Genomic DNA, 26468 nt, shown 5'->3' on the forward strand with positions numbered 1-26468 from the left:
CAGGGATGGATCGCATAGGCCGGCCGGTTACAGCCTGCAGGCCATGCTGAGTGAGCGGCGGTCGCCCTCCGAAAAGCCCTGACCTTTCGCCCATCGCGCGCCAGCTTCGACTGCCTGCCATCCTCGCGCCGCGTGCAGGTCATTCTCGATGGTGAACAGGTGGCGGATTCACGGCGCGGCGTGTTCCTCTTCGAAACCGGCCATCCGGTACGCCACTACCTGCCGATCTCGGATACGCGGCTCGATATGTTCGCGCCCAGCCGCTACATCTCGCGCTGCCCCTACAAGGGCATCTCCAACTACTATCATATGACGACCGCCACCAAGCGCCACGAGAACCTGGTCTGGTATTACCCAGAGCCGGTCCATGAAGCCGAGCGCATCAAGGGATTGGTGTGCTTCCACCACGAGCTGGTCGACAAGATCATCGTCGATGGGGTCGAGATACCGAAGGAAGCCACGGCCGCATCGGACGGCTATTTCTGAGCATATCCAGCGCGGTCAGGCGCTTCCCCCCACCAAGAACGTAACGACGACACACCGCACTCGCGATAGTGCCGCCGCACCGTTTCGATTGGCGCGGCGGCATTTGCGGAATGGCCAGCGGTCCGGCCATCCCCGACTAAACCATGGTTTCGGCGCGCAGCTTTTCGAGCACCGGCAACAACTCGGCGGGATCTGGCCGGCGGGTGTAATCGGGATTGACCTCCGCGTGGAGGATGACGCCGTCGGTACCGATGACAAAACGCGCAGGCATCGGCAACGTCCAGCTTGGATCGCCATTGACCACGGCTAGGTCGTTCTTGAGCGTATTCTTGTAGAGGTCGATCAGATAGTCGGGCAGCTTGAAACGCAGGCCGAACGCGGCGGCGACTTCATTGCCCGGGTCCGAAAGGATCGGGAAGGTCAACTTGTTGTCGCGTGTCGACCGGCGGCTGTTGGCCTGCGTCTGCGGCGAGATGGCGACGAGCCTGACGGAGCGGCTGTCGAACTCGGGCAGCGCCGCCTGGATCGCCTGCAGATCCATGTTGCAGTAGGGGCACCACACCCCACGATAGAAGGTGACGATCAATGGTCCGTGCGCCAGCAGGTCCTTCGAGGAAACGGTCGCTCCTTCCGAATCCTGCAATGTGAAGGCGGGCGCCCTGTCGCCCGCTTTCAGCGCCCGTTCCGCCGCACCGGAGGCAATCAGTTCGTCCGTGGCGCGATGCATCGGCTCGTGTATCCAGGCCGGAGCATTGTATGGCGGTCCACCAGCTTCGAAATTGGCTTTGAATGCGTCGAGTTTGTCTTGAAGCGGCATCGCATGATCTCCTTCAATGGGCGGCCAAAGCCGATGCCTTGAAAATGATCCATCTTCTCCGCTTTGATAATGCATCTATATCGAACAACATTTATACATCTGGCGAATGAGTGACCGGCTGCAGGAACTGGCTGTTTTCGTCCGCATCGCCGAACGCGGCGGTTTTTCGCGTGCCGCCGGCGAACTTGGCCTGTCGCAGCCCTCGGTATCGCGGATCGTCAACGACCTGGAGGCGCGGCTTGGGGTCAAGCTGCTTCTCAGGACCACCCGGAAGGTGACCGTGACCGAGGCAGGAGCTGCCTTCCTGGAGCGTGCCAGGCAGTTGCTTCACAACCTGGAAGAGGCGGAAGATAGCGCCCGCGGAATTGACAGCCTGAGGGGCCTTATCCGCATCGCCCTGCCCGTCACGTTCGGGACACGCAAGGTGATCCCTCTGCTTCAGCCCTTTCTGGCCGCGCATCCCTTGTTGCGGCTTGACCTGATCATGTCGGACGACCGGCAAGACCTGGTCGCCGAGGGCGTGGACCTGGCGATCAGGCTCGGCGAACTGACTTCGTCCGGTTTTGGCGCGCGGCGGCTGGCCACGTCACCACGGCTGGTCATCGCCTCTCCAGCCTATCTCGCATTGCGTGGCATTCCCCGAACCCCTGCCGACCTCGCCGCGCATGACTGCGTGTTCGGACCGGGGATCACCGCTCGCCAGAGCTGGAGTTTCCTGCTTGATGGAGCGGCCATGTCCGTCGAAATCGAGGGCCGTATCAACACGACATCGGGAGAAGGAATGATGGCCTGCGTGACGGCAGGTCTCGGCATTGCCGTCGCCTCGGAGTGGATGTGCGGAAACGATCTGGCATCAGGGTCGGTCGTTCAAGTCCTGCACGATTTCAAACTGACGCCGGCGATCGTCAACGCCGTCTATCCGGGAGGGCCTCACCCTTCCGCCAAAGTGCGCGCCCTGGTCGACCACCTGGCTGTCGCCCTGGCATCGGAAGGCCGGGCTGGCAGCCCTTCGGCTATTCCGCCGCCACGCCTTTGACCTCCAGATAGCTCTCCATCGAATCGTCGAGCGCCTGGAGCCAGGGCGTATGATGCAGCGGGGCCATCGTGCCGGTCATCAGCGAGCGGTAGGCGTGGTCGCGGAAGCTCATGATGTCTTCCACCTTGTGGTGCTCCCACTCCATGAAAGTCTGGTTGACCGCCTCGACGTCGAAACCGGGATAATCGGTCTGGTCCATGAGTTCCTTGGTGTAATCGCCCTGAAACCAGATCATCTGCTCGGCATCCTCGAGCGTCTCCTCACGCGCGCGCCATTTTGCGCCATGTTCGGCCATCGCCTCGGCCGACGGAAGCTTGATGCGCCCCATGATGACGTCGCGGGCGAACCAGGCCTGCGCGTCGAACATGTTGAAGGTGTAGAACTGGTCCTGCATGCCGATATAGGACAACCGCGGGTTCTTCTCCCAGACGACGCCTTCATAGAGGTCCAGCGGCCACATGCGGTTGGCGGTCTTGAGCTTCAGATCGTCGGTGAGGAACGGGAAGGAATGCAGATAGCCGGTGCACAGGATGATGGCATCGACATCCTTGGTGGTGCCGTCCTTGAAATGCGCGGTCTTGCCGACAACCTTCTGGAGCAGCGGCACTTCCTTCCAATTATCAGGCCATTTGAAGCCCATCGGCTTGGAACGGTAGCTGGAGGTGATGGATCTGGCGCCGTATTTGTAGCATTGCGATCCGATGTCCTCGGCCGAATAGGAGCGGCCGATGATCAGGATATCCTTGCCCTTGAACTCCATCGCATCGCGGAAATCATGGCTGTGCAGGATGCGGCCATTGAAGGTCGAAAAGCCTTCGAAATAGGGCACGTTGGGCACCGAGAAATGTCCGGAGGCGACAACGACATTGTCGAACTCTTCCGAATAGGTGACGTCGTTGGTGCGGTCATGCGCGGTGACGGTGAACTTCTTCGTCTCGTCGGAGAAGGTGACCATGCGCACCGGGCTGTTGAAGCGCACCCATTTGCGCAGGCCTGATTTTTCGACGCGGCCCTTGATGTAGTCCCATAGCACGGCGCGCGGCGGATAGGAGCCGATCGGTCGGCCGAAATGCTCCTCGAAAGTATAGTCGGCGAATTCAAGGCATTCCTTGGGTCCGTTCGACCAGAGATAGCGGTACATCGAGCCGTGTACCGGATCTCCGTGCTCGTCGAGGCCGGTGCGCCAGGTGTAATTCCACAGGCCACCCCAGTCGGACTGCTTTTCGAAACAGACGATTTCGGGAATCTCGGCGCCCTTGTCTTCAGCCGATTTGAAGGCCCTGAGCTGTGCCAGACCGGACGGTCCAGCTCCGATGACGGCAACGCGAGTTTTCATTCCGGACCTCCTGTTTTTTTTGATTTCCCCAGCGAAACAAATTTCACTGGCAGTGACACTAATTGGCCCTTCGGTGCTGTCAACAGACAAACGCGGGAACGGCTTTTGCGCGCAGCGGATTTCCGGCGAAAAACCTGCAATGGCTGCAATCGCGGGACCCACATCTGCGACATAAGATGGCTTGCCGTGACGGTTGCACTGCTGTATCGGCACCGAATATGTTCACCTTGGGTGAAATAAATCCTTGGGGTTCAGGGGGCGACATGGCAAAGAAAAGCACAGTCTCCAAGGCTGCTCCCCGACCCGCGAGCGCAAAGGCAAAGCCCCTGCCCAAGGTTTCCGCGGACGGGAAAACCATTCGCGCGCCGCTGACGCAGAACCCGCACGCCATTCGCGACACCCGCGAAAAGGTGCTGGAGGTGGCGATCGGCCGCGAGGTGCGGGCGTTCCGCAAGAAGCTCGGCATTACCGTCGCCGATCTGGCGGTCGCCACCGACATTTCTCTGGGCATGCTGTCGAAGATCGAGAACGGCATCACCTCGCCGTCGCTCACCACCTTGCAGGCGCTGTCGCGCGCGCTCGGGGTTCCGGTGACCGCCTTCTTCCGCCGTTTCGAGGAGGAGCGAAGTGCTGTCTTCGTCAAGGCCGGCGAAGGCCTGGACGTCGAGCGCCGCGGCACGCGCGCCGGCCACCAGTACAATCTGCTCGGCCATATCGGCTCCAACACCAGCGGGGTCGTCGTCGAACCCTACCTGATCACGCTGACCGAAGACTCGGATGTGTTCCCGACCTTCCAGCATGAGGGGATGGAGTTCCTCTACATGCTTGAAGGCGAGGTGGTTTACCGGCACGGCAACAACCTCTACCCGATGAAGCCCGGCGACAGCCTGTTCTTCGACGCCGATGCACCGCACGGACCGGAAGTGCTGACGCGACTGCCGATGCGCTATCTCTCGATCATCTGCTATCCGCAAAACAGCGCGGGCTGAGCTTGGCGATCTCACCCGTCATGCGGGAGGTCGGCGGCTTTACCGGCGGTTGCTTCAATCCGGCCCAAAACCCGGGCTCGTCGGGCTGCCGTCATCGAGCTTCGACAGCCACTCGACCAGCGTCGGCCGGTAGCGCGTCAGGCCCTTGTAATTGGCGAGTTCGTCGGGCAGGTCGCGGATGACGCGATGCAGGCGCCGCGCCCATTTGGGCTGCGTGACCAGTTCTTCCATCTTGATGAGGTAGCAGCGGATCGGAAAGACGATGCCGTTGGATCGCGGCAGCCGCCAGAAGCTCTGCAGTTCGACGCGAAGATGAACCTTTTCGCCGACATTCTCGGGAGTCACCGTCGTCCGGTCCGGTCCCCATTTGTGATAATTTTCCGGGCTGGTGTCGAGGCGCGGATTGATGGTCATCGTCCAGTTCAGGCGCCTTGCCGGCTTGCCCTGCTGGATGTTTGTGAGGAACTTCAGGGCGCGGGTGAAAATGCCCTTCTCATGCGCCAGCGGCACCGGGGCGTGCCACTCGAAGAAGTTCATGCCGATGTCGAAATCGAGCGACCAGTCGGCCTGCGTGGTAACCATGCCGGCATCCATCCAAAGGTTGCCGTCGCGCTGGTCAAGGATGCAGAAATCACCCTGGCTCTGGCGTGTTATGTACTCCATCGGCCCGTAAGGCAGCGTCGAGGTGTCGCCGAAGGTGAAGGTGTCGTCGATGCCGAGCGGCCGGTTGATCCAGCGCCAGCGGTCGCCCTCGCGCGTCAGGGTGAAATGCTCGGGATAGCCGAGCGCCTGCTGCTCCATCAGGAGTTCCAGCAGGTCCCAGCCGGCCAGGGTCATGTGCGGCAGCGACTGGCAGCGCAACGGATCCTCGGCCAGCACCAGCGCACGGTCCTGCATCTCGGCGACATAGTGCTCGTCGACGTCGATCAGGTTTTCCAGCACGCTGCCCTTCGGCCCGACGACATGCGGCTCGATGTTGACCGCGTACATGTAGGCGTCTTCGTGGAACGGAAACGGAAACCGCCTGATGTGCTCCGGGCTGTTCCTGAAGGTGAAGTCGTCGCGGAACGTTTCCTTGCGAAAGGTGATGCCCATGATTTCCTCCTACCGCTCCAGCACCAGTAACGGGCCCTCGAACCGCGAGACGCAGGGCATGATCTTCCTGCCCGAACGGTGCTCTTCCTCGCTCAGCCAATGGTCGTTGTGGATGAACTTGCCGTCGCTAGAGATGACATTGGTTTCGCACTGGCCGCAGACGCCGCCACGGCAGAGATAGGGTGGATCGACGCCGGCCGCCTCGATCGCCTCGAGCAGGCTCTGCTGCTCGCCGACGCGGATCGTCTTGCCGCTGACGGCAAGCGTCACATCGAAGGGCAGCCCTGGCTGGGGCGCCGCGAAATGCTCGAAATGCACGGTCTCCGCCGGCCAGCCAAGGCTGGCGGCGCGGTCGCGCACCCAATTGATCATGCCTGCCGGGCCGCAGACATAGAGGTGCGTGCCGAGCGGTTGCGTCGACAGCAAACGGTCGAGATCGATGCGCTCTTCCCGGTCGTCATGATAGAGACGGACACGACGGTCATAGCGTTCCCGCAGCACATCGGCATAGGTGCCGAGCGAGGCGGTGCGGCAGGTGTAGTGCAGTTCGAAATTGCCGCCTTCGGCCGCCAGTTGCGCGGTCTGCGCCATGAACGGGGTGATGCCGATGCCGCCCGCCAGCATCAAGTGCTTTCTTGCGCGCAAGTCGAGCGAGAACAGATTGACCGGATAGCTGATCACCATCTCCAGCCCGGGCCTGACATTCCGGTGCATGAACAGCGAGCCGCCGCGCCCGACATCGTCGCGGCGCACCGAGATCGTGTATTCGCTGGTGTCGAGAGGCGAGCCCATGAGCGAATAGGGATTGAGCCTGGTGCGTTCGCCATCGCGCATCTCGACCACGACATGGGCGCCGCCGGAAAAGGTCGGCAGCAGCCCGCCGTCGCGCCGGCGGAAATGGAAGCGGGTGACGAGGTCGTTGACCGGCACGACATCGCTGACCACGACGTCGAGCTTGGTGGTGCCGGTGCTCATGGGAAGACCTCCTCGATCAGAGGAATCTCCGAGCGATCCTCGGCATTGACGCAGACGCCCTGGAACGCGGCAATGCGCCTGGAGTAATGATCGCGCACCAAAAGCAGTAGACCACAATGCGCGCAGGTGGCCGGCTGGGTCGTCACGTTTTCGGTGATGCCCTTGCAGTGCACGCATTGCATGCGCCGCGCCAGCGAGCCGCGATGCTCGGTCTGGATCGAGGTGTGGTCAATGCCGGCTTCGAGTGCCGCCTGCATGGCCTGGCCTATCAGCCCTTCGGTGCCGGCGAGATAGACGCGCAGACCCATATGCGCGTTGGCCAGCGTCTGCTTCAGGCGCGGCAAGGCGCTCGCGAATGTGTGACCTTGATAGAACTGAGCCGGCTTGAGCGCTTGGAGTGTCGCGACATGCCTGCCGTCATGGCCGGGGATGAAGATGATATGCGCATCACCGAAGAAGCCTGCGGGCGTCCCGGCGGCCATGTCCGAAATCGCCAGTGCCCCCTCCGCATCGGCCACGAAAAGATGGTGCTTGCCGGGCTGCGGAGACAAGGTTCCGTAAACGGGCCGGCTGATGATGCTTTTGGCTGCCATTTAAGTCTTCGTGCCTCGAACCCCTCGCTGTCGACTATGCCTCAACCTTTCGCCGTGCGCTTGGCCTTCTTGGGATCATCGAAGGGAAGCGGCTGCGCCGTCGCATTGATGGCACCGCTCTTGTTGCGGATCTCGAGCTTGGTGTCCTTGACGGCGCAATCGACGTCGAGCCGGGCAATGCCCATCGATTTCTTGACCAGCGGCGAATACATGGCACAGGTCACCACACCCACCTTCTTGCCGTCCCGATAGACCGGCGCGCCCTCGTCCGCCGGCTCCTTGCCGTCGAGCAGCACGCCATAGATCTTGAAGCGCTCCTTGCCCTTGAGGCGGTAGTGTTCCTCGGCACCGCGAAAACCGGTTTTGCCCGGGCTGACGGTGAAGTCGAGACCAAGTTCCCACAGCGTGTCGCCAGGGCCTTCATTCTCAAACGGGTATTTCTGCGAATTATCGTAAGGATAGAACAGCAGGTAGCTTTCGACGCGCAGCATATCGAGCGTGGTGAAGCGGCATGGAATGATGCCGACGCTCTTGCCCTCCTCGAGTATCCTGTCCCAGATCGCGCCTGCATCCTGGCCACGGCAGAAGATCTCATAGCCGCGCTCGCCGGTGTAGCCGGTGCGCGAGATCATCACCGGGAAGCCGAAAAGCTGCGTCTGCATATGGTGGAAATAGTTGAGGTCGCGAATACCCGGCACGTGCTTGGCCAGATAGTCGACGGCGGTTGGCCCCTGCAGCGAAAGGTCATGCAGATTGTCGTCGAAGCGCAACGAGACGTCACGGCCAACGGAAGCGCGCTGCAATTCCTCATGGCCGGTGCCTGAGCCGTGCACGACCATCCAGGCATTCGGGCCGGTACGATAGAGGATACAGTCGTCGGTGAATTTTCCCGCCTCGTTCAACATGCAGGCATAAGCCGACTTGCCGGGATAGATCTTCTCGACATCGCGCGTGGTGGCGAGGTCGATGAGATGCGAAGCGTGCGGCCCGGTGATGTGGACCTTCTTCAGGCCCGACACATCCATCAGCCCGGCCTTGGTGCGGATGGCCGTATATTCCTCATCGGCGTCCTTGTCGTAGGTCCAGGCGGTGCCCATGCCGCTCCAGTCTTCGAGTTTCGAACCAAGCGCGCGATGGCGGTCCGCCAAGGTCGAAAATCTCCAGGATGCCGTCATCCAATCGTCCTCCGTTTTCGAAAATCTTTTTGCTGTTCCCTGCTCCCTGCTCAGAGGCGGGAGCGTTGGGCGAATATTGAACGCAAACGTTGGGACGCCGCAATACCCATAAGCAATTAATTTCATTGTCAGGCAAAATCGGTCCCGCGGAACAAATGGTTTACCTGACGCAAAATCGGCTTGACAATTCCGGAATTCGGTCTGAACTTATGAAAAAAATTTCACTCTCTTGAAAGAGCGAAGCGGCCGATCGACTTGAGACCGGCCTTTGAATGGGGAAAACCAATGTCCGACATGCAGCAGCGCATAGAAGCGCTGTATCGTTCCGACTTGCGCGGCTGTCTGCTCCTGATCGTCTGCCTTTGGGCGACGATCCTCTTCGTGCTGGTAATGACCTGGCCGTACATCCCGAACATGGGAATCAGGGCCGTCGTGGCGGCGGCGGCCACCGCAGTGCTGGTCTTCAACACGGCCGCCATACTGGCGATGGTCAAGCACTACAAGGAAGACAAGGACTTCATCTACGGGCTCGACATCAAGAACGCCGACGCATTCCGCAACCGCAAGTCCTGAGGGGTACAACGCATGTCCCGCTATACACCGCCGGAACAGAGCAAGGCCGGGCAGATTTTCGATATCGTCTTTGTCGTGGTCACGATCTTCGTGGCGCTTTGGCTGCCGCTGAAACTGGGGCTTGCGGGTGCTGCAAAATCCATCGACGCCCTCGACGCCAAGACATGGGAAGCGCTGGGACAGAATCCCACCATGGCTTCTATCTGGGAGAAGCTCGGCTACACGCCCGAAACAGCCCATGACGTCATCCAGAACCACTTCCACTACGTGATCGACTGGCCAACGCTGATCGTCATGGCAGTCGTGCTGATCGGTTATTTCGTGTTCCTGTTCCGCGCGTCGGACCGTGAATATCGCGACGTCATCAACGAGAAGTTCGACGAGAAATAATCCGGGGACGCATCATGTGGATAGCACTCTCTTACGCCTGCTGGGGCATCTCCATCATTCTCGCGCTGTGGATGCTCTACGACTGGTTCAAAGTCGATACGACCTATTCCGAACAGGTTCTGACCTCCTCGCGCGAAGGCGAACTTGAAGCTGCTTCCGAAGAACACCGGATTTGAGTGAGGATTGAAAAATGACGACCGCGCTTGAACCGACAGTGCACGGTGACAGGGTTTCGCTGCTCAGGGTGCTTGGCCCCGCCCATGTCTGGGCGCTCGGCGTCGGCATCGTTCTGGTCGGTGAGTTCACCGGCTGGAATTTCTCCGCCGACAAGGGCGGTTCGCTGGCGGCCCTGATCGTGTGCTGGGTGGTGGGTCTGCTCTACACATCCGTCGCCATGATCGATTCCGAGGTCACTTCGACGGTTGCCGCCGCGGGCGGCCAATACGCCCAGGCCAAGCACATCGTCGGACCGTTGATGGCCTTCAACGTCGCGCTGTTCCTGGTCTTTGCCTACACGATGCTCGAAGTGTCGGACGCCATCCTGCTTGGCGACACGATCGTCGCCAAGGCGGGGATCGATGGGCTCACTCACAATGCCTTCATCGCCGCCACGATCGTGGTGCTGGCATGGCTCAACTATCGCGGCGTGCTGATGACGCTCAACGTCAACTTTGTGATCACCGCGATCGCCTATGTCTCGATCGTCATCCTGTTCTTCTCGGTCAGCCCATGGACCCAGGGCGCCGTGCTGAAGCTCAACGAGCTGGTGACACCTGGCAACGCGCTGCCCTATGGCTGGATCGGTGTCATCGCCGCGTTCCAGTTCGGCATCTGGTACTATCTCGGTATCGAGGGAACCACGCAGGCCGCCGAGGAAGTTCGTTCGCCCGCCCGCTCGCTGCCATACGGCACCATGGCCGGCATGATCACGCTGCTGATCGCCGCCGCCATGACCTGGTATGTCTGCGCGTCCTTGATGCCTTGGGAATATCTTGGCATCACGCCCTATCCGCTTTGGGACGCCGGCAAGCTGACCGGCAGCCCGCTGCTTGAAAACCTGCTGTTCATCGCGACGCTGCTTGCCGCCATCGCCTCCGCCAATGGCTGCATCAACGACGCGGCACGCGCCTGGTTCTCGCTTGGCCGCGACCGTTACCTGCCAAGCTGGTTCTCGGCCGTTCATCCGAGATATCGTACGCCCTACCGGTCGATCCTGTTCCTGCTGCCGATCGCGCTGGCCTTCGCCTTCATCGCCGACCTCAACCAGGCGATCACCTTCTCGATCCTGTCAGGCGTGCTGCAATACACGTTCATGAGCATCAACATCATGATGTTCCGCAGGAAGTGGCCGCTCGGCACGATCCGCCGTGGCTATACGCACCCCTTCCACCCGATCCCGGCGATCGTCCTGTTCTGCCTGTGCGTGGTCACCTACTTCGCCATCTTCCTCGGCTTCGGTTCCCAGCTGATCGCCATGATCGCGTTCTACTTCCTGATTTCACTGTGGTTCCATTTCTACCGCTACAAATTCGTGCGGCGCGGCGACCAGTTCTCAATGCCGTGGCCGAAACCGCGGGGATATTGATGGAAGAAGGTCCGTCCGGATCCCGGACGGACCTGGAATGACAAGGTGTCCGAAGTGACGTCAGTACTGATCGCCGGGGCAATTGCCCTGGCTCTTGTCCTCCACCTGGCGTGGCTTGCGCGCGCCAGCCGCGGCAGGGCGTCGGCTGCACTCGCCATCGAAGAGGCCAATATTCGTACTGTCATTTCCGATGCAGTCGATGTCTCGGACGGCACCGCCGGCATCGTCACCTGGGAAGGCTCATGGAACGGCCGGCGCGCCCAGGTGCGGACTATTGTCGATACGCTGGCGACGCGAAAACTCCCGGTGCGCTGGCTTAGCGTTTCGATCATCGAAAACGTCGCCATTCCCGCCACCTTCGACATGATGATGCGGCCGGGATCGCCAACGACCTTCTCCAATTTCGACCACCTGCAACATACGCTGCCCAAGGCTCCGGGATTTCCGGCCGAGGCCGTGCTGCGGACAGACGTAAGGGGCGCACGCCTTCCGCAGGGCCTGATCGTCGGCCACCTCGAACTCTTTTCCGAAGGCCGCGCCAAGGAGTTGCTGATCACGCCCAAGGGTGTTCGGATCGTCTGGCTCCTGGCCGAGGCCGAACGAGCCCGCTACGGGGTGTTCCGACAAGCCGAATTCGCCGGCGCGACGCTCGATCCGGCGCTGATCGAAACGTTGCTGACATCCGCATCGACGCTTCGCGATGCCATAAACCGCGCTGAAAGGCAGGCCGCATGACGAGCTCAACCAACGCGTCCGCGCCGCCGAACCCCTATCTGGTTCTCGGCGCGGCAATCGTCCTGCCGGCTAGCGGACACGTCATCCTCGGCGTGCCGGTGCGCGGCCTGCAATTTCTTTTCTTCATGGTGATCCTGGCATGGGTCACCGCCAAGATCGCTCCGCCGGACGCCAGCTTCGTCGGCCGTCATGCCGGCGGCTTCCTGATCTACGCGCTGTCGATCCTCGACGCCTACAAGATGGCGCGTGTGCGCACGGCCAAATGGGTTCACAGTGCACGCCTCGGACGCGATACAGCCGCCAGCGGCGCACAGGCAGATATATAACTAGAGGAAAATTTTTTTCATACCAATTGAATTCCTGGGGCGCATTCGATACATCTCCAGAGAACAAAGGTCGGAGGCTGACATGTGTGGAATCGTCGGGCTATTTCTGAAAGACAAATCGCTTGAGCCGAAGCTTGGCTCGATGCTGTCGGAGATGCTGATCTCGCTCAGCGATCGCGGCCCGGACAGCGCCGGCATCGCCATCTACGGCGCACCGTCCGGCAATGAGGCCAAGATCACCATCCAGTCGGCAAAACCTTCCCGTGATTTCCCTGGCCTCGAAGCCGAACTAGCCAAGACCATCGGAACGCCGGTGAAGATCGCGGTGAAATCGACCCATGCGGTCGTCAGGACCACTCCCGGCAAGATCGACGAGGCCCGCGAAGCCATCCAGACGCTGCGGCCGGACATCCGCATCATGGGCGCCGGCGACGTGGTTGAGATCTACAAGGAGGTCGGCCTGCCCGAGGAAGTGGTCGATCGTTTCGACGTGCGCTCGATGACCGGCTCCCATGGAATCGGCCATACCCGCATGGCGACGGAATCGGCGGTGACGACGATGGGCGCGCATCCGTTCTCGACCGGCGCCGACCAGTGCCTGGTGCACAATGGCTCGCTGTCCAACCACAACAATGTCCGCCGCGAATTGATCCGCGAAGGCATGAAATTCGAGACCGAGAACGACACGGAGGTCGCCGCCGCCTATCTGTCGTCGCAGATGGCGCATGGCAAGAATCTCGGCGAAGCGCTCGAGGGCACGCTCAGCGATCTCGACGGCTTCTTCACCTTCGTCGTCGGCACCAAGAACGGCTTTGGCGTGGTGCGTGATCCCATTGCCTGCAAGCCCGCCGTGATGGCCGAAACGGATCAGTACGTCGCCTTCGGCTCGGAATATCGCGCGCTCACCAAGCTTCCCGGCATAGATGGCGCCAGGGTCTGGGAACCCGAGCCCGCGACAGTCTATTTCTGGGAGCATTGAGTTCATGCCGGCAACCAAACTTTCCACGACGACAATGGCGGGCGACCAGGCGTCGAGAGTCTTCGATCTCGACCAGCTGTCCCTGCGCGAACTGAACCAGGCGCTGCACAATCTGACGCCTGGCTCGAACGAGACAGCATGGGAAGTGCTGAACCCCAAGGGCAGCCATTCGGTGGCCGTCGGCGTCGATCAGCCGGTCAGCATCGATGTGCGCGGCAGTGTCGGCTATTACTGCGGCGGCATGAATTCGGGCAGCGCCATCACCGTGCATGGCTCCGCGGGACCCGGCGTCGGCGAGAACATGATGTCGGGTTCGATCGTCGTCAAAGGTGATGCCAGCCAATATGCCGGCGCCACGGGCAAAGGCGGTCTGCTGGTCATCGAAGGCAATGCATCGTCGCGGTGCGGTATTTCGATGAAGGGCATCGACATCGTCGTGCGCGGCAATATCGGCCACATGTCGGCCTTCATGGCGCAGTCCGGCAATCTGGTGGTTCTGGGCGATGCCGGCGACGCGCTGGGCGATTCCATCTACGAGGCGCGGCTTTTCGTACGCGGCAAGGTGGACAGTCTCGGCGCCGACTGCATCGCTAAGGAAATGCGGGCCGAACATCTGGAACTGTTGCAAGGCCTGCTCGACCGTGCCGGTGTGACCGACGTCAAGCCGTCGGAGTTCAAGCGCTACGGCTCGGCGCGCACCCTCTACAATTTCAATATCGACAACGCCGACGCGTATTGAGGCAGCATGACCTACAGGAACCCGCCGACGACGCCGCGAAAATCCGCGACTTTCGACGACTACACGCTTTCAGAAATCCGCCGTGCCGCGGCGACCGGCATCTACGACATCCGCGGTGCCGGCGCCAAACGCAAGCTGCCGCATTTCGATGACCTGCTGTTCCTCGGCGCCTCGATCTCGCGCTATCCCCTCGAGGGCTATCGCGAGCGCTGCGACACATCAGTGGTTCTTGGCTCGCGCCATGCCAAGAAGCCTATCGAACTGAAGATCCCGATCACCATCGCCGGCATGAGCTTCGGCTCGCTGTCCGGTCCGGCCAAGGAAGCGCTGGGGCGTGGAGCAACGCTGTCGGGCACCTCGACCACGACCGGCGATGGCGGCATGACCGAGGAAGAGCGCGGTCATTCCAAGCAGCTGGTCTACCAATACCTGCCGTCGCGCTATGGCATGAACCTGCGCGACCTTCGCCGCGCCGATGCCATCGAAGTCGTTGTCGGCCAGGGCGCCAAGCCTGGCGGCGGCGGCATGCTGCTCGGGCAGAAGATTTCCGATCGTGTCGCCGAGATGCGAACGCTGCCAAAGGGCATCGACCAGCGCTCGGCCTCGCGCCATCCCGACTGGACCGGGCCGGACGATCTCGAGATCAAGATCCTCGAACTGCGCGAAATCACCGACTGGGAAAAGCCGATCTACGTCAAGGTCGGCGGCGCCCGGCCCTACTACGACACCGCGCTTGCCGTGAAGGCCGGCGCCGATGTCGTCGTGGTCGACGGCATGCAGGGCGGCACGGCCGCCACACAGGAAGTGTTCATCGAAAATGTCGGCCAGCCGACGCTCGCCTGCATCAGGCCGGCGGTGCAGGCGCTGCAGGATCTGGGCATGCACCGCAAGGTGCAGTTGATCATCTCCGGCGGTATCCGCAACGGCGCCGATGTCGCCAAGGCGCTGGCGCTAGGCGTCGACGCGGTGTCGATCGGCACGGCGGCCCTGGTCGCGCTGGGCGACAACGATCCCCGCTGGGAGGCGGAGTATAACGAGCTCGGCACCACCGCCGGCGCTTACGACGACTGGCACGAGGGACGCGACCCTGCCGGCATCACCACCCAGGACCCGGAATTGATGAAGCGGGTCGACCCGGTGGCCGCCGGACGCAGGCTGGCCAACTATTTGAAGGTGATGACGCTGGAAGCCCAGACGATCGCGCGGGCCTGCGGCAAGAACAGCCTGCACAATCTCGAACCCGAGGACCTCGTCGCACTGACGATCGAGGCCGCCGCCATGGCCGGCGTACCGCTGGCCGGCACCAACTGGATACCGGGGAAGAACGGCTTCTAGGACATCGGAACACCAAAAATATCATAAGCGAGGAACTATAATGGGGAACGATCTCGCCGCATTCGCCAAAAAGAACGGCGTCAAATATTTCATGATTTCCTACACTGACCTGTTCAGTGGCCAGCGTGCCAAGCTGGTTCCGGCGCAGGCGATCGCCGACATGCAAAAGGACGGCGCCGGCTTTGCCGGTTTCGCCACATGGCTGGACCTGACGCCTGCTCATCCCGATATGCTGGCGGTGCCCGATCCGGATTCGGTGATCCAGCTGCCTTGGAAACCGGAAGTCGCATGGGTCGCCGCCAACTGCGTCATGGACGACAAGGATGTCGAGCAGGCGCCACGCAACACGCTGAAACGACTGATCGCCGAGGCGGCCAGCGACGGCATGCACGTCAAGACCGGCGTCGAGGCGGAATTCTTCCTGATCTCGCCTGACGGCAAGACAATCTCGGACGAATACGACACGGCCTCAAAGCCCTGCTACGACCAGCAAGCGGTGATGCGCCGCTACGATGTCATCGCCGAGATCTGCGACCACATGCTGGCGCTCGGCTGGGGCGCCTACCAGAACGACCATGAGGACGCCAACGGCCAGTTCGAGATGAACTGGGCCTTCGACGACGTGCTGGCGACCGCCGACAAGCACTCCTTCTTCAAGTTCATGGTCAAGTCGATCGCCGAGAAGCATGGGCTGCGCGCGACCTTCATGCCAAAGCCGTTCCAGGGCCTGACCGGCAATGGCTGCCATGCCCATATCTCGGTCTGGGACAAGTCCGGCAAGACCAATGTCTTCGCCGACAATTCGATGGAACTCGGCCTGTCGGCCAAGGGCAAGAATTTCCTCGGCGGCATCATGAAGCATGCCTCCGCGCTGGCCGCGATCACCAACCCGACGGTCAATTCCTACAAGCGCATCAACGCGCCGCGCACGATCTCGGGCGCCACATGGGCGCCTAACACGGTGACCTGGACCGGCAACAACCGCACCCACATGGTGCGCGTGCCTGGCCCCGGCCGCTTCGAATTGCGCCTGCCCGACGGCGCCGCAAACCCTTATCTCCTGCAGGCCGTCATCATCGCCGCCGGCCTCGACGGCATCCGCTCCAAGGCGGATCCCGGCAAGCGCTACGACATCGACATGTACCAGCAAGGCCATACCGTGAAGGGCGCGCCGAAGCTGCCGCTCAACCTTCTCGACGCGCTGAGGGAGTTCGACAAGGATAAATCTCTCAAGGCGGCGCTGGGTGAGGAATTCTCGTCGGCCTATCTAAAGCTGAAGCACCAGGAATGGAATTCCTATGCTTCGCACTTCACGCAATGGGAGCGCGACCACACGCTGGACATCTGATGTCCGGAGTGAGGAGAGCGACCTCGGAATGAACTGATGAAATATTCGATCTTCTCGCTCGCCCGTGCCGCCCTTTCCGGCCACAAGAACTGGCAGCGCACCTGGCGCGACGCCACCCCGAAGGATCGCTACGACGTGGTGATCGTCGGTGGTGGCGGCCATGGCCTGGCGACCGCGTGGTTCCTCGCCAGCGAATACGGCATCAAGAATGTCGCCGTGCTCGAAAAAGGCTGGATCGGCTCGGGCAATGCCGGCCGCAACACCACCATCATCCGCTCCAATTACGGGCTGCCCGGCAACACCGGCTTCTACGAATTGTCGATGAAGCTGTGGGAGCGGATGGAGCAGGACCTCAACTACAACGCCATGGTCAGCCAGCGCGGCGTCATCAACCTTTACCATTCCGATGGCCAGCGCGACGCCTATGCAAGGCGCGGCAACACCATGCGCATCAACGGCATCGATTCCGAACTGCTGGACCTGGCGGCGGTCAAGAAGATGATGCCGTTCCTGAATTTCGACAACGCACGCTTTCCGGTGCAAGGCGGGCTCCTGCAACGCCGAGGCGGCACGGCGCGGCACGACGCCGTCGTCTGGGGCTATGCCCACGCGGCGAGCGGGCTCGGCGTCGACATCATTCAGAACTGCGAGGTCACCGGCTTTACGCGCGACGCCAACGGCAAGGTGACCGGCGTGGAAACCTCGCGCGGCAGGATCGGCGCCGGCAAGGTCGGCATGGCCGTTGCCGGCAGTACTTCGCGGGTTGCCTCGATGGCAGGCTTGCGGCTGCCCATCGAAAGCCATGTGCTGCAGGCGTTCGTTTCGGAAGCGATCAAGCCTCTGATCCCCAACGTCATCACCTTCGGCGCCGGCCATTTCTATGTCAGCCAGTCGGACAAGGGTGGGCTCGTCTTCGGCGGCGACATCGACGGCTACAATTCCTATGCCCAGCGCGGCAACATGCCTGTGATGGAAGACGTCTGCGAGGGCGGCATGGCGCTGATGCCGATGATCGGCCGCGTGCGCCTGCTGCGCCAGTGGGGCGGCGTCATGGACATGTCGATGGACGGCTCGCCGATCATCGACAAGACGCCGGTGGACGGCCTCTATCTCAATGCCGGCTGGTGCTATGGCGGCTTCAAGGCAACGCCGGGCTCCGGCTTTGTCTTTGCTCATCTCCTAGCCCGCGACGAGTCACACAAGGAGGCGGCACGGTTCCGCCTCGACCGGTTCAGGACTGGGGCCGTGATCGACGAAAAGGGCCAGGGCGCCCAACCGAACCTTCACTGAGGACGGTCAGGAACCATGCGTATTGTCTGTCCCTTCTGCGGTGAACGCGAACTCGGCGAATTCACTTATCTCGGCGATGCCAAGCCGGTGCGGCCGGCCGCCGGAGCCTCCGAGGACGCGGTCTTCGACTACGTCTATCTGCGCGACAACATAGCTGGCGTGATGAGCGAGAACTGGTATCACGGCGGTGGCTGCCGGGCCTGGCTGAAGATCACCCGCAACACGATGACGCATGAGATTTCGCATATCGAACCAGCGGCAGGCGCCGGTGCGGCGAAGGTTGGTGCGTGATGGCCGGCGCGCAGAAAAACCGTCTGGACAATGGCGGCCTCATCGACCGCTCGGCGCCACTGAACTTCCGTTTCGACGGCAAGAGCTTTGCCGGCTTCCAGGGCGACACGCTGGCTTCAGGGCTGATCGCCAATGGCGTGAAGCTGGTCGGCCGCTCGTTCAAATATCATCGCCCGCGCGGCATCCTGACCGCCGGTTCGGAAGAGCCCAATGCGCTGGTCGAGTTGCGCACCGGCGCCAGGCGCGAGCCGAACACCAAGGCGACGACGGCAGAGCTTTATGAAGGGTTGGTGGCCGCCAGCCAGAATCGGTGGCCGTCGCTGCGCCACGATTTGATGTCGGTGAACCAGCTTTTCGCGCCGATCTTCGTCGCCGGTTTCTACTACAAGACCTTCATGTGGCCGGCCAAGTTCTGGGAAGCCATCTACGAGCCGGCGATCCGCCGCGCCGCGGGCCTTGGCAGGGGGGCCGGAATTGCCGACCCCGATCATTATGACAAGGCCTGGGCCTATTGCGACGTGCTGATTGCGGGCTCCGGCCCGGCAGGCCTGGCTGCGGCCCTTGCCGCCGGCCGCACGGGCGCCCGCGTCATCCTGTGCGAGGAGGATTTTACGTTCGGTGGCCGCCTGCTGTCGGATGGCGGCGAGATTGACGGACTGCCGGCGGCCGAATGGCTCTCACGGACTTTGGCCGAACTGGCGGCGATGCCCGACGTCCGCATCATGAACCGTACGACACTGTTCGGCGTCTATGATGGCGGCACCTATGGCGCGCTGGAGAGGGTCAACGACCACCTGCCCTCGCCGCCCGAACACCAGGTGCGCCAGCGCCTGTGGCGGATCGTGGCAAAGCGCTCGATCGTCGCGGCGGGCGCGCTCGAACGTCCCATCGTCTTTGCCGGCAACGACACGCCGGGCGTGATGATGGCCTCGGCGATGCGGACCTACATCGCCCGCTACGCGGCGGCGCCTGCAAAACGCATCGCGCTGTTCACCAACAATGAGGATGGCTGGCGCACGGTCGAGACCGCGCTCGGTGCCGGCTTGCAGATCGCGGCGGTCATCGACGCGCGCGCGGATGTGTCGGCCGCCCATCGCTCGCTCGCCTCCAAGGGTGGCTTCCCGGTGCTGCACGGCTCCGTCAGCGGCGTCGATGGCGGCAAGGACGGTGTACGGAAGATCGCGGTGACACTGACTGGCGGCGCGCGCGCCGAAGTCGAAGCCGACGGGCTTGCCGTCTCCGGCGGCTGGAACCCGGCGGTCGGGCTGACTTCCTACCATCGCGGCCGGCCGAAATGGCGCGATGATATCGCCGCCTTCGTGCCCGACGGGGCGCCTCCCGGCATGGTCGCCGCTGGGGCCGCCACCGGCGCCTTCGGACTTGGCGCGTGCCTGCGTGAGGGCTTTGCCACCGGTGCGGCGGCGGCAGTCGACACAGGACACAACGGCAAGGCCGGCGTGGCGCCTGTCGCCGACGATGAGGCGTTCTCGCTGACGCCGCTCTGGCACGTTGCCGGCAAGGGCAAGGCCTTTGTCGACCAGCAGCACGACGTCACCGCTTCAGACATCGAACTCGCGCAGCGCGAAGGCTTTGAATCGGTCGAGCATCTGAAGCGCTACACCACGCTCGGCATGGCCACCGACCAGGGCAAGACCTCGAATGTGACAGGCCTCGCCATCATGGCGGCGGTGAGCGGCCGGTCCATTCCCGAGACAGGCACGACAATCTATCGTCCGCCCTATGTGCCCGTCGCCATCGGCGCTTTCGCCGGTCATCACCGTGACGAGACTTTCCATGCCACAAGGCTGACGCCGTCGCATCACTGGGCGGCGGAACAAGGCGCCATCTTCGTCGACACCGGCCTGTGGAAGCGTGCGCAGTGGTATCCGCGCGCCGGCGAAAAAGACTGGCTGGAATCGGTGACCCGCGAGGTCAAGGCGGTGCGTGGCGGCGTTGGCTTCTGCGATGTCTCGACGCTCGGCAAGATCGACGTACATGGGCCGGATGCCGGCGCCTTCCTCGACCGCGTCTACATCAACACCTTCTCCAACCTCGCCGTCGGCAAGGCGCGCTACGGGCTGATGCTGCGCGAGGACGGCTTCGTCTATGATGACGGCACCACATCGCGGCTGGCTGAAGACCATTATTTCCTGACCACGACCACGGCCAAGGCCGGGCTGGTGATGCAGCATCTCGAGTTCTGCCGGCAGGTGCTGTTTCCCGAACTGGACGTGCAGTTGACATCGGTCTCCGACCAATGGGCGCAGTTCTCGATCGCGGGCCCGAAGACGCGCGACCTGTTGCAGGAAATCGTCGACCCGGCCGAGGACCTTTCCAACGAGGGCTTTCCGTTCATGGGGGCGCGCGAGGTGGCGCTGCGTGGCGGCATCAGGGCACGGCTGTTCCGCATCTCCTTCTCCGGCGAGATGGCATTCGAGATTTCGGTGCCTGCCCGCTTCGGCGACGCACTGGTTCGCAATCTGATGCTGGCCGGAGAGCAATTCGGCGTGACGCCTTACGGCACCGAGGCGCTTGGCGTCATGCGTATCGAGAAGGGCCATGTCGCGGGACCGGAACTGAGCGGCACGACGACGGCGGGCGATCTCGGCCTCGGCAAGATGATGTCGACCAAGAAGGATTTCATCGGCCGCGTCATGGCCGGACGCGAAGCGCTCGTCGCTGGCGACCGTCAGGTCGTTGTCGGCATCAAGCCAGTCGACAAGGCTCGGCGGCTGCGCTCCGGCGCACACATCATTCCGAAAGGACAGACGCCGGGACCCGACAACGACCAGGGCTACGTCACCTCAGTGTGTTTCTCGCCGACACTCGACCAATGGATTGGGCTCGCGCTTGTCGAGCGCGGACGCGAGCGCATCGGCGAGATCGTCCATGCGCATGACCCGTTGCGCGGCGAGGACTATGATGTCGAACTGTGCAATCCCGTCTTCTACGATCCGGATGGAGGGCGCCAGCGTGGTTGAGTTTTCCTGGGTTTCCCGCAGTCCGCTCGATAAGGCACTCGTGCAGGGTTCGCATGGCGCGCGCGGCATCGACGCCGGTGTCGCGCTCACCGAGATCCGCAATTTCGACCTCGTCCAGGTGATGGCGCGACGCGGCAAGGCGGCCGATATGGCCAAGGCCGCGAAAGTGCGGTTCGGTGTTGCGGCTCCCGAAACGCCCAAGTCGGTCGGCGCGGCTGATGCCACGCTGATCTGGTCTGGACCCGATCAGTTTTTTGCGCTGTCGAAAGGCGGCAAGCATGGGATGGAAGCGCTTGTTCCAGCTTTCGTGGCCTCGGCGTCGCTGTCGGATCAGTCGCATGCGCGGGTGCTGATCAGCATTTCGGGCGCCAAGGCGCGGACGATGCTGGCCAAGCTGTCGTCGATCGATCTGCATCCAGGGGTGTTCCCGGTCGGAGCAGCCGCCGCGACCTCGATGGATCACACCAGCGTCACGCTCTGGCGCGGCAATGATCGAGATGGGTTGGCGGTGTTCAATGTTCTGGTGTTCGCGACGTTTGCCGAAAGCCTGTGGCACACGATGCTGGATTCGGCCGCAGAGTATGGCGTAAACATCGGGTATTCCGAGGAACTTTAGCTCGATAATTGCAGATGATGGCGCCGCCCCTCATTGCCCTGCCGGGCATTTCTCCCCGTATAGTGACGGGGGAAAGAGGCTGGCCGCGACGTCGGCGCATTTCTTTGGAAAGCCGGTGATTGGAGAAATCGGCGACGACAGCGTCCCTCGCCCCGTTGACAGGGAGAGGATGCCTGCAGGCAGGTGAGGGTCAGCGCAGGCGGCCGGAGAATGCGTTCGAGCAACGAACCCGAGCCTGAAACAGCCGCGTCGAGAATGCCATCCCCGCCTTGCCAAACTCACCCGCACTGCTATTCTCCCTGCTAAAATAATTTCACGCACAGGCAAACCTGTTTCTCGAACCGCAAGGCTGAGATGAACCTGTCGCCCTACCCTGCCGTCGCGGCCGGTCCGCCTCGCCCGAGCCTTGTCCTGAGGCCTGGCCAGATCGTGCTGCCCCCGGGCGTGGAGCGCTATACAATCCAAGGCAACGGCGCGGTACTGATCGAGGTCGAGGCTGGCGATACGGTCACTGTGCGCAATGTCGAGGGCGGCCAGGCGTGCGAGTTGCTGGCATGGGGCGAGACAGGCGTGACCGATCCCGGCATTTTCGGCGAGACATCAAACAGCAATGCCGCCGGCATCAAGGCGCTGCTCGTCGAGGGTGACGACAGTCTCACTGCCTTGCGGCGCGGCCTTGAGCGCAGGCGGGTGCAACTCGATCATGCCAAGGCCGTGCGTGTGTTCGGCACCGCCACGCCGGTCGGCACTGAACAGGCTTTCACCATCGTGCGCGACGGCTCGATGGTCATCGCGGCTCCCGGTGGGCCGATGCTTGTCGATGGCAACGACACGGCGACGCCGCTGACCGTCTTCGCCCGACGCGCCACGATCCGTCCCGCGGTGAAATCGCGATTAGGCGATCCGCTGGCCGATCCCGTGCTCGACCTGCGCGTCCACTCGGCGACGGCGGAGGCCTACTTCGTCAAGGCCGGCGACTATCTGCAGATCATCGATGTCGACGGGCGCCAGTGCACCGACTTCCAGTGCTTTTCGGCGCGAAAGCTGGACAAGGGCCTCGACCATCCGCTCGACGTGACGACCACGCGCACGCTGATGGGCTCAAGCTACCCGATGCCCGGCCTGCATTCGAAATATTATGACCAGGACATGGAGCCGCTGGTCGAGGTGATCCAGGACACATGCGGCCGGCACGATGCGTTCGCGCTCGCCTGCGCGGCGAAATACTACGACGACATCGGCTATCCCGGCCACACCAATTGCTCGGAGAACTTCAACGGCGCACTGGCCGACAAGGGCGTCAATCCGCGCGCCGGCTGGATGGCGATCAACTTCTTCTTCAATACCGCGATCGACGCACATGGCGTCATGGTATCCGACGAGCCATGGTCCCGCCCAGGCGACTATGTGCTGCTGCGCGCACTGACCGACATCGTCTGTGTGTCCTCCGCCTGCCCCGACGATACGACACCGGCCAATGGCTGGAACCCGACCGACATCCATGTGCGGACCTATTCCGGCCAGCACAAATTCTCGCGAGCGATCGCCAGACGCATGACGCCCGATTCGGAACCCAAGATGACCCGCGAGACCGCCTTTCATTCGAGCTTTGCCAAGCACACCCGCAACTTCGTCGAGTACAAGGGCTACTGGCTGGCCAATTCCTTCGCCAAGGAAGGGGCCATCGACGAATACTGGGCATGCCGGCAGGACGCGGTGATCATGGATCTGTCGCCGCTGCGTAAATTCGAGGTCACCGGCCCGGATTCGGAAGCGCTGCTGCAATACACGCTGACGCGCGACGTCAAGAAGCTCGGCGTCGGCCAGGTCGTCTATTCGGCCATGTGCTACGAGCATGGCGGCATGATCGACGACGGCACGCTGCTGCGGCTCGGCAAGGACAATTTCCGCTGGGTCGGCGGCGACGATTTTTCAGGCGAATGGCTGCGCCAGACGGCGACCAGGCTCAGCCTCAACGTGCTGGTGCGCTCGTCAACCGACCAGATGCACAATGTCGCCGTGCAGGGCCCGAAGAGCCGTGACATCCTCAGAGACGTCATCTGGACCTCGCCGCTGCAGCCGTCGATCGGCGAGCTTGAATGGTTCCGCTTCGCGGTCGCGCGCATCGGTGGCGGCAACGGCATTCCCATCGTCGTGTCGCGAACCGGCTATACCGGAGAACTCGGCTACGAAATCTGGTGTCATCCGCGCGACGCCGAAAAGGTATTCGACGCCATCTGGGAGGCCGGTCAGCCGCATGGGCTGAAGCCGATGGGCCTGCAGGCGCTGGACATGGTGCGCATCGAGGCGGGGCTGATCTTTGCCGGCTACGAATTTTCCGACCAGACCGATCCGTTCGAGGCCGGCATAGGCTTCACCGTGCCGCTGAAGACCAAGACCGACGATTTCATCGGCCGCGAAGCGCTTATCCGGCGCAAGGAGAACCCGCGGAACAAACTGGTCGGGCTCGACGTCGACGCCAATGTCGCGGTCGGGCACGGCGACTGCGTGCATGTCGGCCGCGCCCAGATCGGCGTCGTCACCTCGGCCATGCGTTCGCCGGTGCTGAACAAGAACATCGCGCTGGCGCGGCTCGACGTCACCCATGCCGCTGTCGGTACCGAGGTCGAGATCGGCAAGCTGGACGGCCATGCCAAACGGTTGCCGGCGCGTGTCGTGGCTTTCGCCCACTACGACCCGCAAAAGACCCGACCGCGCTCCTGACGGCTCCGGTCAAAACGGCTGATAAGGGCACCTTGCCGACGGCAATCAGGCTTGTTTGCCCATGTGTTTCACAAGCGTGATGTGCACGGCCACAAAATCGCTTGACCTGAAAGCGCGCCGGATCAATCTTCACTCTTAAGAAAAAAATACGACTGAGTGGAAACACCGTAATCGTACGGAAATAGGCCGGGGAGCAAGCTTCGCGCAGTCGAGGCGTCGCCGGCGGGGAACATCAAAAAGGGGAACACAGACACATGAGCTCGATAAGCACTGCCTTGGAGCAGCCCGCGGAAAGCAAGCTGCATCGCAATATCGACTGGCGCGGCGCCTTCTGGGTGGCAAGCGGCGTCCCAGCGCTGGTCCTGTTCTCGATCGGCGGCATTGCCGGCACGACGGGAACCCTAGCTTTCCTGATCTGGACGGCATCCATGATCATGGGCTTCCTGCAATCCTTCACCTACGCCGAAATCGCCGGCCTGTTTCCCAACAAGTCCGGAGGCGCCTCGATCTACGGCGCCACTGCGTGGCTGCGCTATTCGAAGTTCATCGCGCCGCTGTCGGTATGGTGCAACTGGTTCGCCTGGTCGCCGGTGCTCTCGCTCGGCTGCTCGATCGCCGCCGCCTATATTCTCAACGCATTGGCGCCTGTGCCACTCTTCACCGACGCCTCGCCGGACGTGGTTGCCTATATCGCGGCTCACGCCGGAACGAGCGCCGCCGACGCTGTCACGGCGGTAACCGCGGCCGCCACGCCGGCGATCCGCAACTGGACACTGTTCAGCCACACGCTGGGTCCGGTCTCCTTCACGCTCAATGCCACCTTCTTCATCGGCGCGGTGCTGATGCTGATCATCTTTTCCATCCAGCATCGCGGCATCCTGGGCACAGCCAATGTGCAGAAATATATCGGCCTGCTTGTCATCATCCCGATGCTGATCGTCGGCGTCGTGCCGATCTTCAGCGGCCAGATCAACTGGGCGAATTTCTCGCCGCTGGTGCCTCTGGCAGCAGCTTATGCGCCCGACGCCGGCTCGTGGAATATCGCCGGCTGGACGCTGGTGCTGGGCGGCATGTTCATCGCTGCATGGTCGACCTACGGCTTCGAGACCGCCGTCTGCTACACCTCCGAATTCAAGAACCCCGGCACCGACACATTCAAGGCGATCTTCTATTCGGGCCTGCTGTGCATGCTGCTGTTCATTCTGGTGCCTTTCACCTTCCAGGGCGTGCTCGGCCTGAACGGCATGCTGGCCACCCCGATCGTCGACGGCTCCGGCGTCGCCGATGCGCTGGCCGGCATGGTGGGCGGCGGACATCTCATCCACAGCCTGCTGGTGATGCTGATGATCCTGGCGCTGGTGCTATGCATCATGACGGCGATGGCCGGCTCGTCGCGCACGCTCTACCAGGGTTCGGTCGACGGCTGGCTGCCGCGCTATCTCAGCCATGTCAACGAGCATGGCGCGCCGACACGCGCGATGTGGACCGACCTCTGCTTCAACCTGATCGTGCTGGCCATCGCCTCGGCCGACGCGACGAGCTTCTTCTTCATCCTCGCCGTGTCGAACTGCGGCTACATCATCTTCAACTTCCTCAACCTCAATGCCGGCTGGATCCATCGCATCGACAATGGCCACATCGCGCGGCCGTGGAAGGCGCCGAGCTGGCTGCTGGGGATCGGAGCGATCTTCGCCTATGTCAATGCGATCTTCATGGGCGCGGGCGCCAAGGTGTGGAACCCGATGGCGCTGTGGGCCGGACTGATCACGGCCGCATTGATCATCCCGGTGTTCTGCTATCGGCACTATGTCCAGGATGGCGGCAGATTCCCGCCCCATATGCTGGCGGACCTCGGCATGACCTCGTCGGATCTGGCGGTGAAGAAGGCGGGCATCCTGCCCTACCTGACGCTGATCGCCGGCGTCGCGGTGATGCTGATCGCCAACTGGCTGTTTGTCATCTGAACCCAGAGCGAGAAGGTCGAGCGCGCCTCGGTTCGCCCGACTTAGAACCACATAATCCTCCCGGGAAATTGAACCCACCCCGATATGATC

Annotated in this window: 24 protein-coding genes and 1 pseudogene; 19 read left to right on the forward strand and 6 right to left on the reverse strand. The window is 62.4% G+C overall.

Annotation, left to right across the window (positions count from 1 at the left end; genetic code table 11):
- Positions 1 to 108: 108 nt before the first annotated feature.
- Positions 109 to 486: pseudogene (locus ACO07C_RS10165) on the forward strand (DUF427 domain-containing protein); the annotation flags it as partial.
- A gap of 136 nt (positions 487 to 622) precedes the next feature.
- Here the strand turns inward: ACO07C_RS10165 and ACO07C_RS10170 are convergent.
- The gene (locus ACO07C_RS10170) at positions 623 to 1303 is read right to left on the reverse strand and encodes a peroxiredoxin-like family protein (protein ID WP_421914042.1); all 681 of its coding nucleotides are present in this window, start codon (positions 1301 to 1303) and stop codon (positions 623 to 625) included.
- Positions 1304 to 1409: 106 nt separating this feature from the next.
- On the opposite strand from ACO07C_RS10170, the gene ACO07C_RS10175 reads away from it, so the two are divergent.
- Positions 1410 to 2339: a LysR substrate-binding domain-containing protein gene (locus ACO07C_RS10175; RefSeq protein WP_421914043.1), complete on the forward strand. Its 930-nt coding sequence runs from the start codon at positions 1410 to 1412 to the stop codon at positions 2337 to 2339.
- Here the strand turns inward: ACO07C_RS10175 and ACO07C_RS10180 are convergent.
- Positions 2317 to 3675, reverse strand: coding sequence for an NAD(P)-binding domain-containing protein (locus ACO07C_RS10180; RefSeq protein WP_421914044.1), 1359 nt, complete (start codon positions 3673 to 3675; stop codon positions 2317 to 2319). The two genes, ACO07C_RS10175 and ACO07C_RS10180, sit on opposite strands and share 23 nt — an antisense overlap.
- Before the next feature lie 263 nt (positions 3676 to 3938).
- Here ACO07C_RS10180 and ACO07C_RS10185 point away from each other — a divergent pair, with 263 nt between their 5' ends.
- Positions 3939 to 4664, forward strand: coding sequence for a helix-turn-helix domain-containing protein (locus ACO07C_RS10185; RefSeq protein ID WP_421914045.1), 726 nt, complete (start codon positions 3939 to 3941; stop codon positions 4662 to 4664).
- Between the two features lie 54 nt (positions 4665 to 4718).
- Here the strand turns inward: ACO07C_RS10185 and ACO07C_RS10190 are convergent, their stop codons facing one another.
- The 4 genes from ACO07C_RS10190 to ACO07C_RS10205 are packed head-to-tail and all read right to left on the reverse strand — an operon-like array spanning position 4719 to position 8502.
- Positions 4719 to 5759 (reverse strand): heme-dependent oxidative N-demethylase family protein, encoded by a 1041-nt coding sequence (locus ACO07C_RS10190; protein WP_421914046.1) that lies wholly within the window; start codon positions 5757 to 5759, stop codon positions 4719 to 4721.
- 9 nt (positions 5760 to 5768) lie between these two features.
- The gene (locus ACO07C_RS10195; RefSeq protein WP_421914047.1) at positions 5769 to 6734 is read right to left on the reverse strand and encodes a PDR/VanB family oxidoreductase; all 966 of its coding nucleotides are present in this window, start codon (positions 6732 to 6734) and stop codon (positions 5769 to 5771) included.
- Positions 6731 to 7327 carry a dimethylamine monooxygenase subunit DmmA family protein gene (locus ACO07C_RS10200; RefSeq protein ID WP_421914048.1) on the reverse strand — a complete coding sequence of 199 codons (597 nt, stop codon included), beginning with the start codon at positions 7325 to 7327 and terminating at the stop codon, positions 6731 to 6733. The genes ACO07C_RS10195 and ACO07C_RS10200 overlap by 4 nt, the downstream gene beginning before the upstream one ends.
- Before the next feature lie 41 nt (positions 7328 to 7368).
- Positions 7369 to 8502 (reverse strand): aminomethyltransferase family protein, encoded by a 1134-nt coding sequence (locus tag ACO07C_RS10205; RefSeq protein WP_421914049.1) that lies wholly within the window; start codon positions 8500 to 8502, stop codon positions 7369 to 7371.
- A 285-nt stretch (positions 8503 to 8787) separates the two neighbouring features.
- Here ACO07C_RS10205 and ACO07C_RS10210 point away from each other — a divergent pair, with 285 nt between their 5' ends.
- The 16 genes from ACO07C_RS10210 (at position 8788) to ACO07C_RS10285 (ending at position 26378) form a co-directional block, all read left to right on the forward strand.
- The gene (locus ACO07C_RS10210; RefSeq protein ID WP_421914050.1) at positions 8788 to 9075 is read left to right on the forward strand and encodes a hypothetical protein; all 288 of its coding nucleotides are present in this window, start codon (positions 8788 to 8790) and stop codon (positions 9073 to 9075) included.
- 12 nt (positions 9076 to 9087) lie between these two features.
- The gene (locus ACO07C_RS10215; protein WP_421914051.1) at positions 9088 to 9465 is read left to right on the forward strand and encodes a hypothetical protein; all 378 of its coding nucleotides are present in this window, start codon (positions 9088 to 9090) and stop codon (positions 9463 to 9465) included.
- Between the two features lie 14 nt (positions 9466 to 9479).
- Positions 9480 to 9641, forward strand: a complete 162-nt coding sequence (locus ACO07C_RS10220; protein WP_421914052.1) for a hypothetical protein — start codon at positions 9480 to 9482, stop codon at positions 9639 to 9641.
- 14 nt (positions 9642 to 9655) lie between these two features.
- A complete protein-coding gene (locus ACO07C_RS10225) occupies positions 9656 to 11050 on the forward strand; it encodes an APC family permease (RefSeq protein WP_421914053.1) in 1395 nt (464 codons plus the stop codon).
- A gap of 45 nt (positions 11051 to 11095) precedes the next feature.
- Positions 11096 to 11785 (forward strand): hypothetical protein, encoded by a 690-nt coding sequence (locus tag ACO07C_RS10230; protein ID WP_421914054.1) that lies wholly within the window; start codon positions 11096 to 11098, stop codon positions 11783 to 11785.
- Complete coding sequence (locus ACO07C_RS10235; RefSeq protein WP_421914055.1) at positions 11782 to 12111, forward strand: hypothetical protein; 330 nt, start codon at positions 11782 to 11784, stop codon at positions 12109 to 12111. The genes ACO07C_RS10230 and ACO07C_RS10235 overlap by 4 nt, the downstream gene beginning before the upstream one ends.
- Before the next feature lie 82 nt (positions 12112 to 12193).
- The gene (locus ACO07C_RS10240) at positions 12194 to 13090 is read left to right on the forward strand and encodes a class II glutamine amidotransferase (RefSeq protein WP_421914056.1); all 897 of its coding nucleotides are present in this window, start codon (positions 12194 to 12196) and stop codon (positions 13088 to 13090) included.
- A 4-nt stretch (positions 13091 to 13094) separates the two neighbouring features.
- The gene (locus ACO07C_RS10245; protein ID WP_421914057.1) at positions 13095 to 13829 is read left to right on the forward strand and encodes a protein GlxC; all 735 of its coding nucleotides are present in this window, start codon (positions 13095 to 13097) and stop codon (positions 13827 to 13829) included.
- Positions 13830 to 13835: 6 nt separating this feature from the next.
- Positions 13836 to 15164 (forward strand): FMN-binding glutamate synthase family protein, encoded by a 1329-nt coding sequence (locus ACO07C_RS10250; protein ID WP_027034102.1) that lies wholly within the window; start codon positions 13836 to 13838, stop codon positions 15162 to 15164.
- Between the two features lie 40 nt (positions 15165 to 15204).
- Positions 15205 to 16512 (forward strand): type III glutamate--ammonia ligase, encoded by a 1308-nt coding sequence (gene glnT, locus ACO07C_RS10255; protein ID WP_421914058.1) that lies wholly within the window; start codon positions 15205 to 15207, stop codon positions 16510 to 16512.
- A 36-nt stretch (positions 16513 to 16548) separates the two neighbouring features.
- Positions 16549 to 17802, forward strand: a complete 1254-nt coding sequence (locus tag ACO07C_RS10260) for a sarcosine oxidase subunit beta family protein (protein WP_421914059.1) — start codon at positions 16549 to 16551, stop codon at positions 17800 to 17802.
- A gap of 15 nt (positions 17803 to 17817) precedes the next feature.
- Entirely contained in the window at positions 17818 to 18093 is a 276-nt protein-coding gene (locus ACO07C_RS10265) for a sarcosine oxidase subunit delta (protein ID WP_421914060.1), read from the forward strand.
- Complete coding sequence (locus tag ACO07C_RS10270) at positions 18093 to 21074, forward strand: sarcosine oxidase subunit alpha (RefSeq protein ID WP_421914061.1); 2982 nt, start codon at positions 18093 to 18095, stop codon at positions 21072 to 21074. Before ACO07C_RS10265 ends, ACO07C_RS10270 begins: the two co-directional genes overlap by 1 nt.
- On the forward strand, positions 21067 to 21690 hold the full coding sequence (locus ACO07C_RS10275; RefSeq protein WP_421914062.1) for a sarcosine oxidase subunit gamma: 624 nt from the start codon (positions 21067 to 21069) through the stop codon (positions 21688 to 21690). Before ACO07C_RS10270 ends, ACO07C_RS10275 begins: the two co-directional genes overlap by 8 nt.
- A gap of 354 nt (positions 21691 to 22044) precedes the next feature.
- A complete protein-coding gene (locus tag ACO07C_RS10280; RefSeq protein ID WP_421914063.1) occupies positions 22045 to 24414 on the forward strand; it encodes a DUF1989 domain-containing protein in 2370 nt (789 codons plus the stop codon).
- A 254-nt stretch (positions 24415 to 24668) separates the two neighbouring features.
- Positions 24669 to 26378, forward strand: a complete 1710-nt coding sequence (locus ACO07C_RS10285) for an APC family permease (RefSeq protein WP_421914064.1) — start codon at positions 24669 to 24671, stop codon at positions 26376 to 26378.
- Positions 26379 to 26468: the final 90 nt, after the last annotated feature.

The organism is Mesorhizobium sp. (assembly GCF_965229135.1).
GTDB lineage: Bacteria > Pseudomonadota > Alphaproteobacteria > Rhizobiales > Rhizobiaceae > Mesorhizobium.

Coding starts and splice junctions, on each gene's coding strand:
- ACO07C_RS10170 (WP_421914042.1), bottom strand. CDS start 1,303: ATGCCGCTTCAAGACAAACTCGACGCATTCAAAGCCAATTTCGAAGCT.
- ACO07C_RS10215 (WP_421914051.1), top strand. CDS start 9,088: ATGTCCCGCTATACACCGCCGGAACAGAGCAAGGCCGGGCAGATTTTC.
- ACO07C_RS10265 (WP_421914060.1), top strand. CDS start 17,818: ATGCGTATTGTCTGTCCCTTCTGCGGTGAACGCGAACTCGGCGAATTC.
- ACO07C_RS10180 (WP_421914044.1), bottom strand. CDS start 3,675: ATGAAAACTCGCGTTGCCGTCATCGGAGCTGGACCGTCCGGTCTGGCA.
- ACO07C_RS10245 (WP_421914057.1), top strand. CDS start 13,095: ATGCCGGCAACCAAACTTTCCACGACGACAATGGCGGGCGACCAGGCG.
- ACO07C_RS10270 (WP_421914061.1), top strand. CDS start 18,093: ATGGCCGGCGCGCAGAAAAACCGTCTGGACAATGGCGGCCTCATCGAC.
- ACO07C_RS10195 (WP_421914047.1), bottom strand. CDS start 6,734: ATGAGCACCGGCACCACCAAGCTCGACGTCGTGGTCAGCGATGTCGTG.
- ACO07C_RS10260 (WP_421914059.1), top strand. CDS start 16,549: ATGAAATATTCGATCTTCTCGCTCGCCCGTGCCGCCCTTTCCGGCCAC.
- ACO07C_RS10200 (WP_421914048.1), bottom strand. CDS start 7,327: ATGGCAGCCAAAAGCATCATCAGCCGGCCCGTTTACGGAACCTTGTCT.
- ACO07C_RS10240 (WP_421914056.1), top strand. CDS start 12,194: ATGTGTGGAATCGTCGGGCTATTTCTGAAAGACAAATCGCTTGAGCCG.
- ACO07C_RS10285 (WP_421914064.1), top strand. CDS start 24,669: ATGAGCTCGATAAGCACTGCCTTGGAGCAGCCCGCGGAAAGCAAGCTG.
- ACO07C_RS10205 (WP_421914049.1), bottom strand. CDS start 8,502: ATGACGGCATCCTGGAGATTTTCGACCTTGGCGGACCGCCATCGCGCG.
- ACO07C_RS10250 (WP_027034102.1), top strand. CDS start 13,836: ATGACCTACAGGAACCCGCCGACGACGCCGCGAAAATCCGCGACTTTC.
- ACO07C_RS10185 (WP_421914045.1), top strand. CDS start 3,939: ATGGCAAAGAAAAGCACAGTCTCCAAGGCTGCTCCCCGACCCGCGAGC.
- ACO07C_RS10225 (WP_421914053.1), top strand. CDS start 9,656: ATGACGACCGCGCTTGAACCGACAGTGCACGGTGACAGGGTTTCGCTG.
- ACO07C_RS10280 (WP_421914063.1), top strand. CDS start 22,045: ATGAACCTGTCGCCCTACCCTGCCGTCGCGGCCGGTCCGCCTCGCCCG.
- ACO07C_RS10220 (WP_421914052.1), top strand. CDS start 9,480: ATGTGGATAGCACTCTCTTACGCCTGCTGGGGCATCTCCATCATTCTC.
- ACO07C_RS10175 (WP_421914043.1), top strand. CDS start 1,410: ATGAGTGACCGGCTGCAGGAACTGGCTGTTTTCGTCCGCATCGCCGAA.
- ACO07C_RS10210 (WP_421914050.1), top strand. CDS start 8,788: ATGTCCGACATGCAGCAGCGCATAGAAGCGCTGTATCGTTCCGACTTG.
- glnT (WP_421914058.1), top strand. CDS start 15,205: ATGGGGAACGATCTCGCCGCATTCGCCAAAAAGAACGGCGTCAAATAT.
- ACO07C_RS10235 (WP_421914055.1), top strand. CDS start 11,782: ATGACGAGCTCAACCAACGCGTCCGCGCCGCCGAACCCCTATCTGGTT.
- ACO07C_RS10190 (WP_421914046.1), bottom strand. CDS start 5,759: ATGGGCATCACCTTTCGCAAGGAAACGTTCCGCGACGACTTCACCTTC.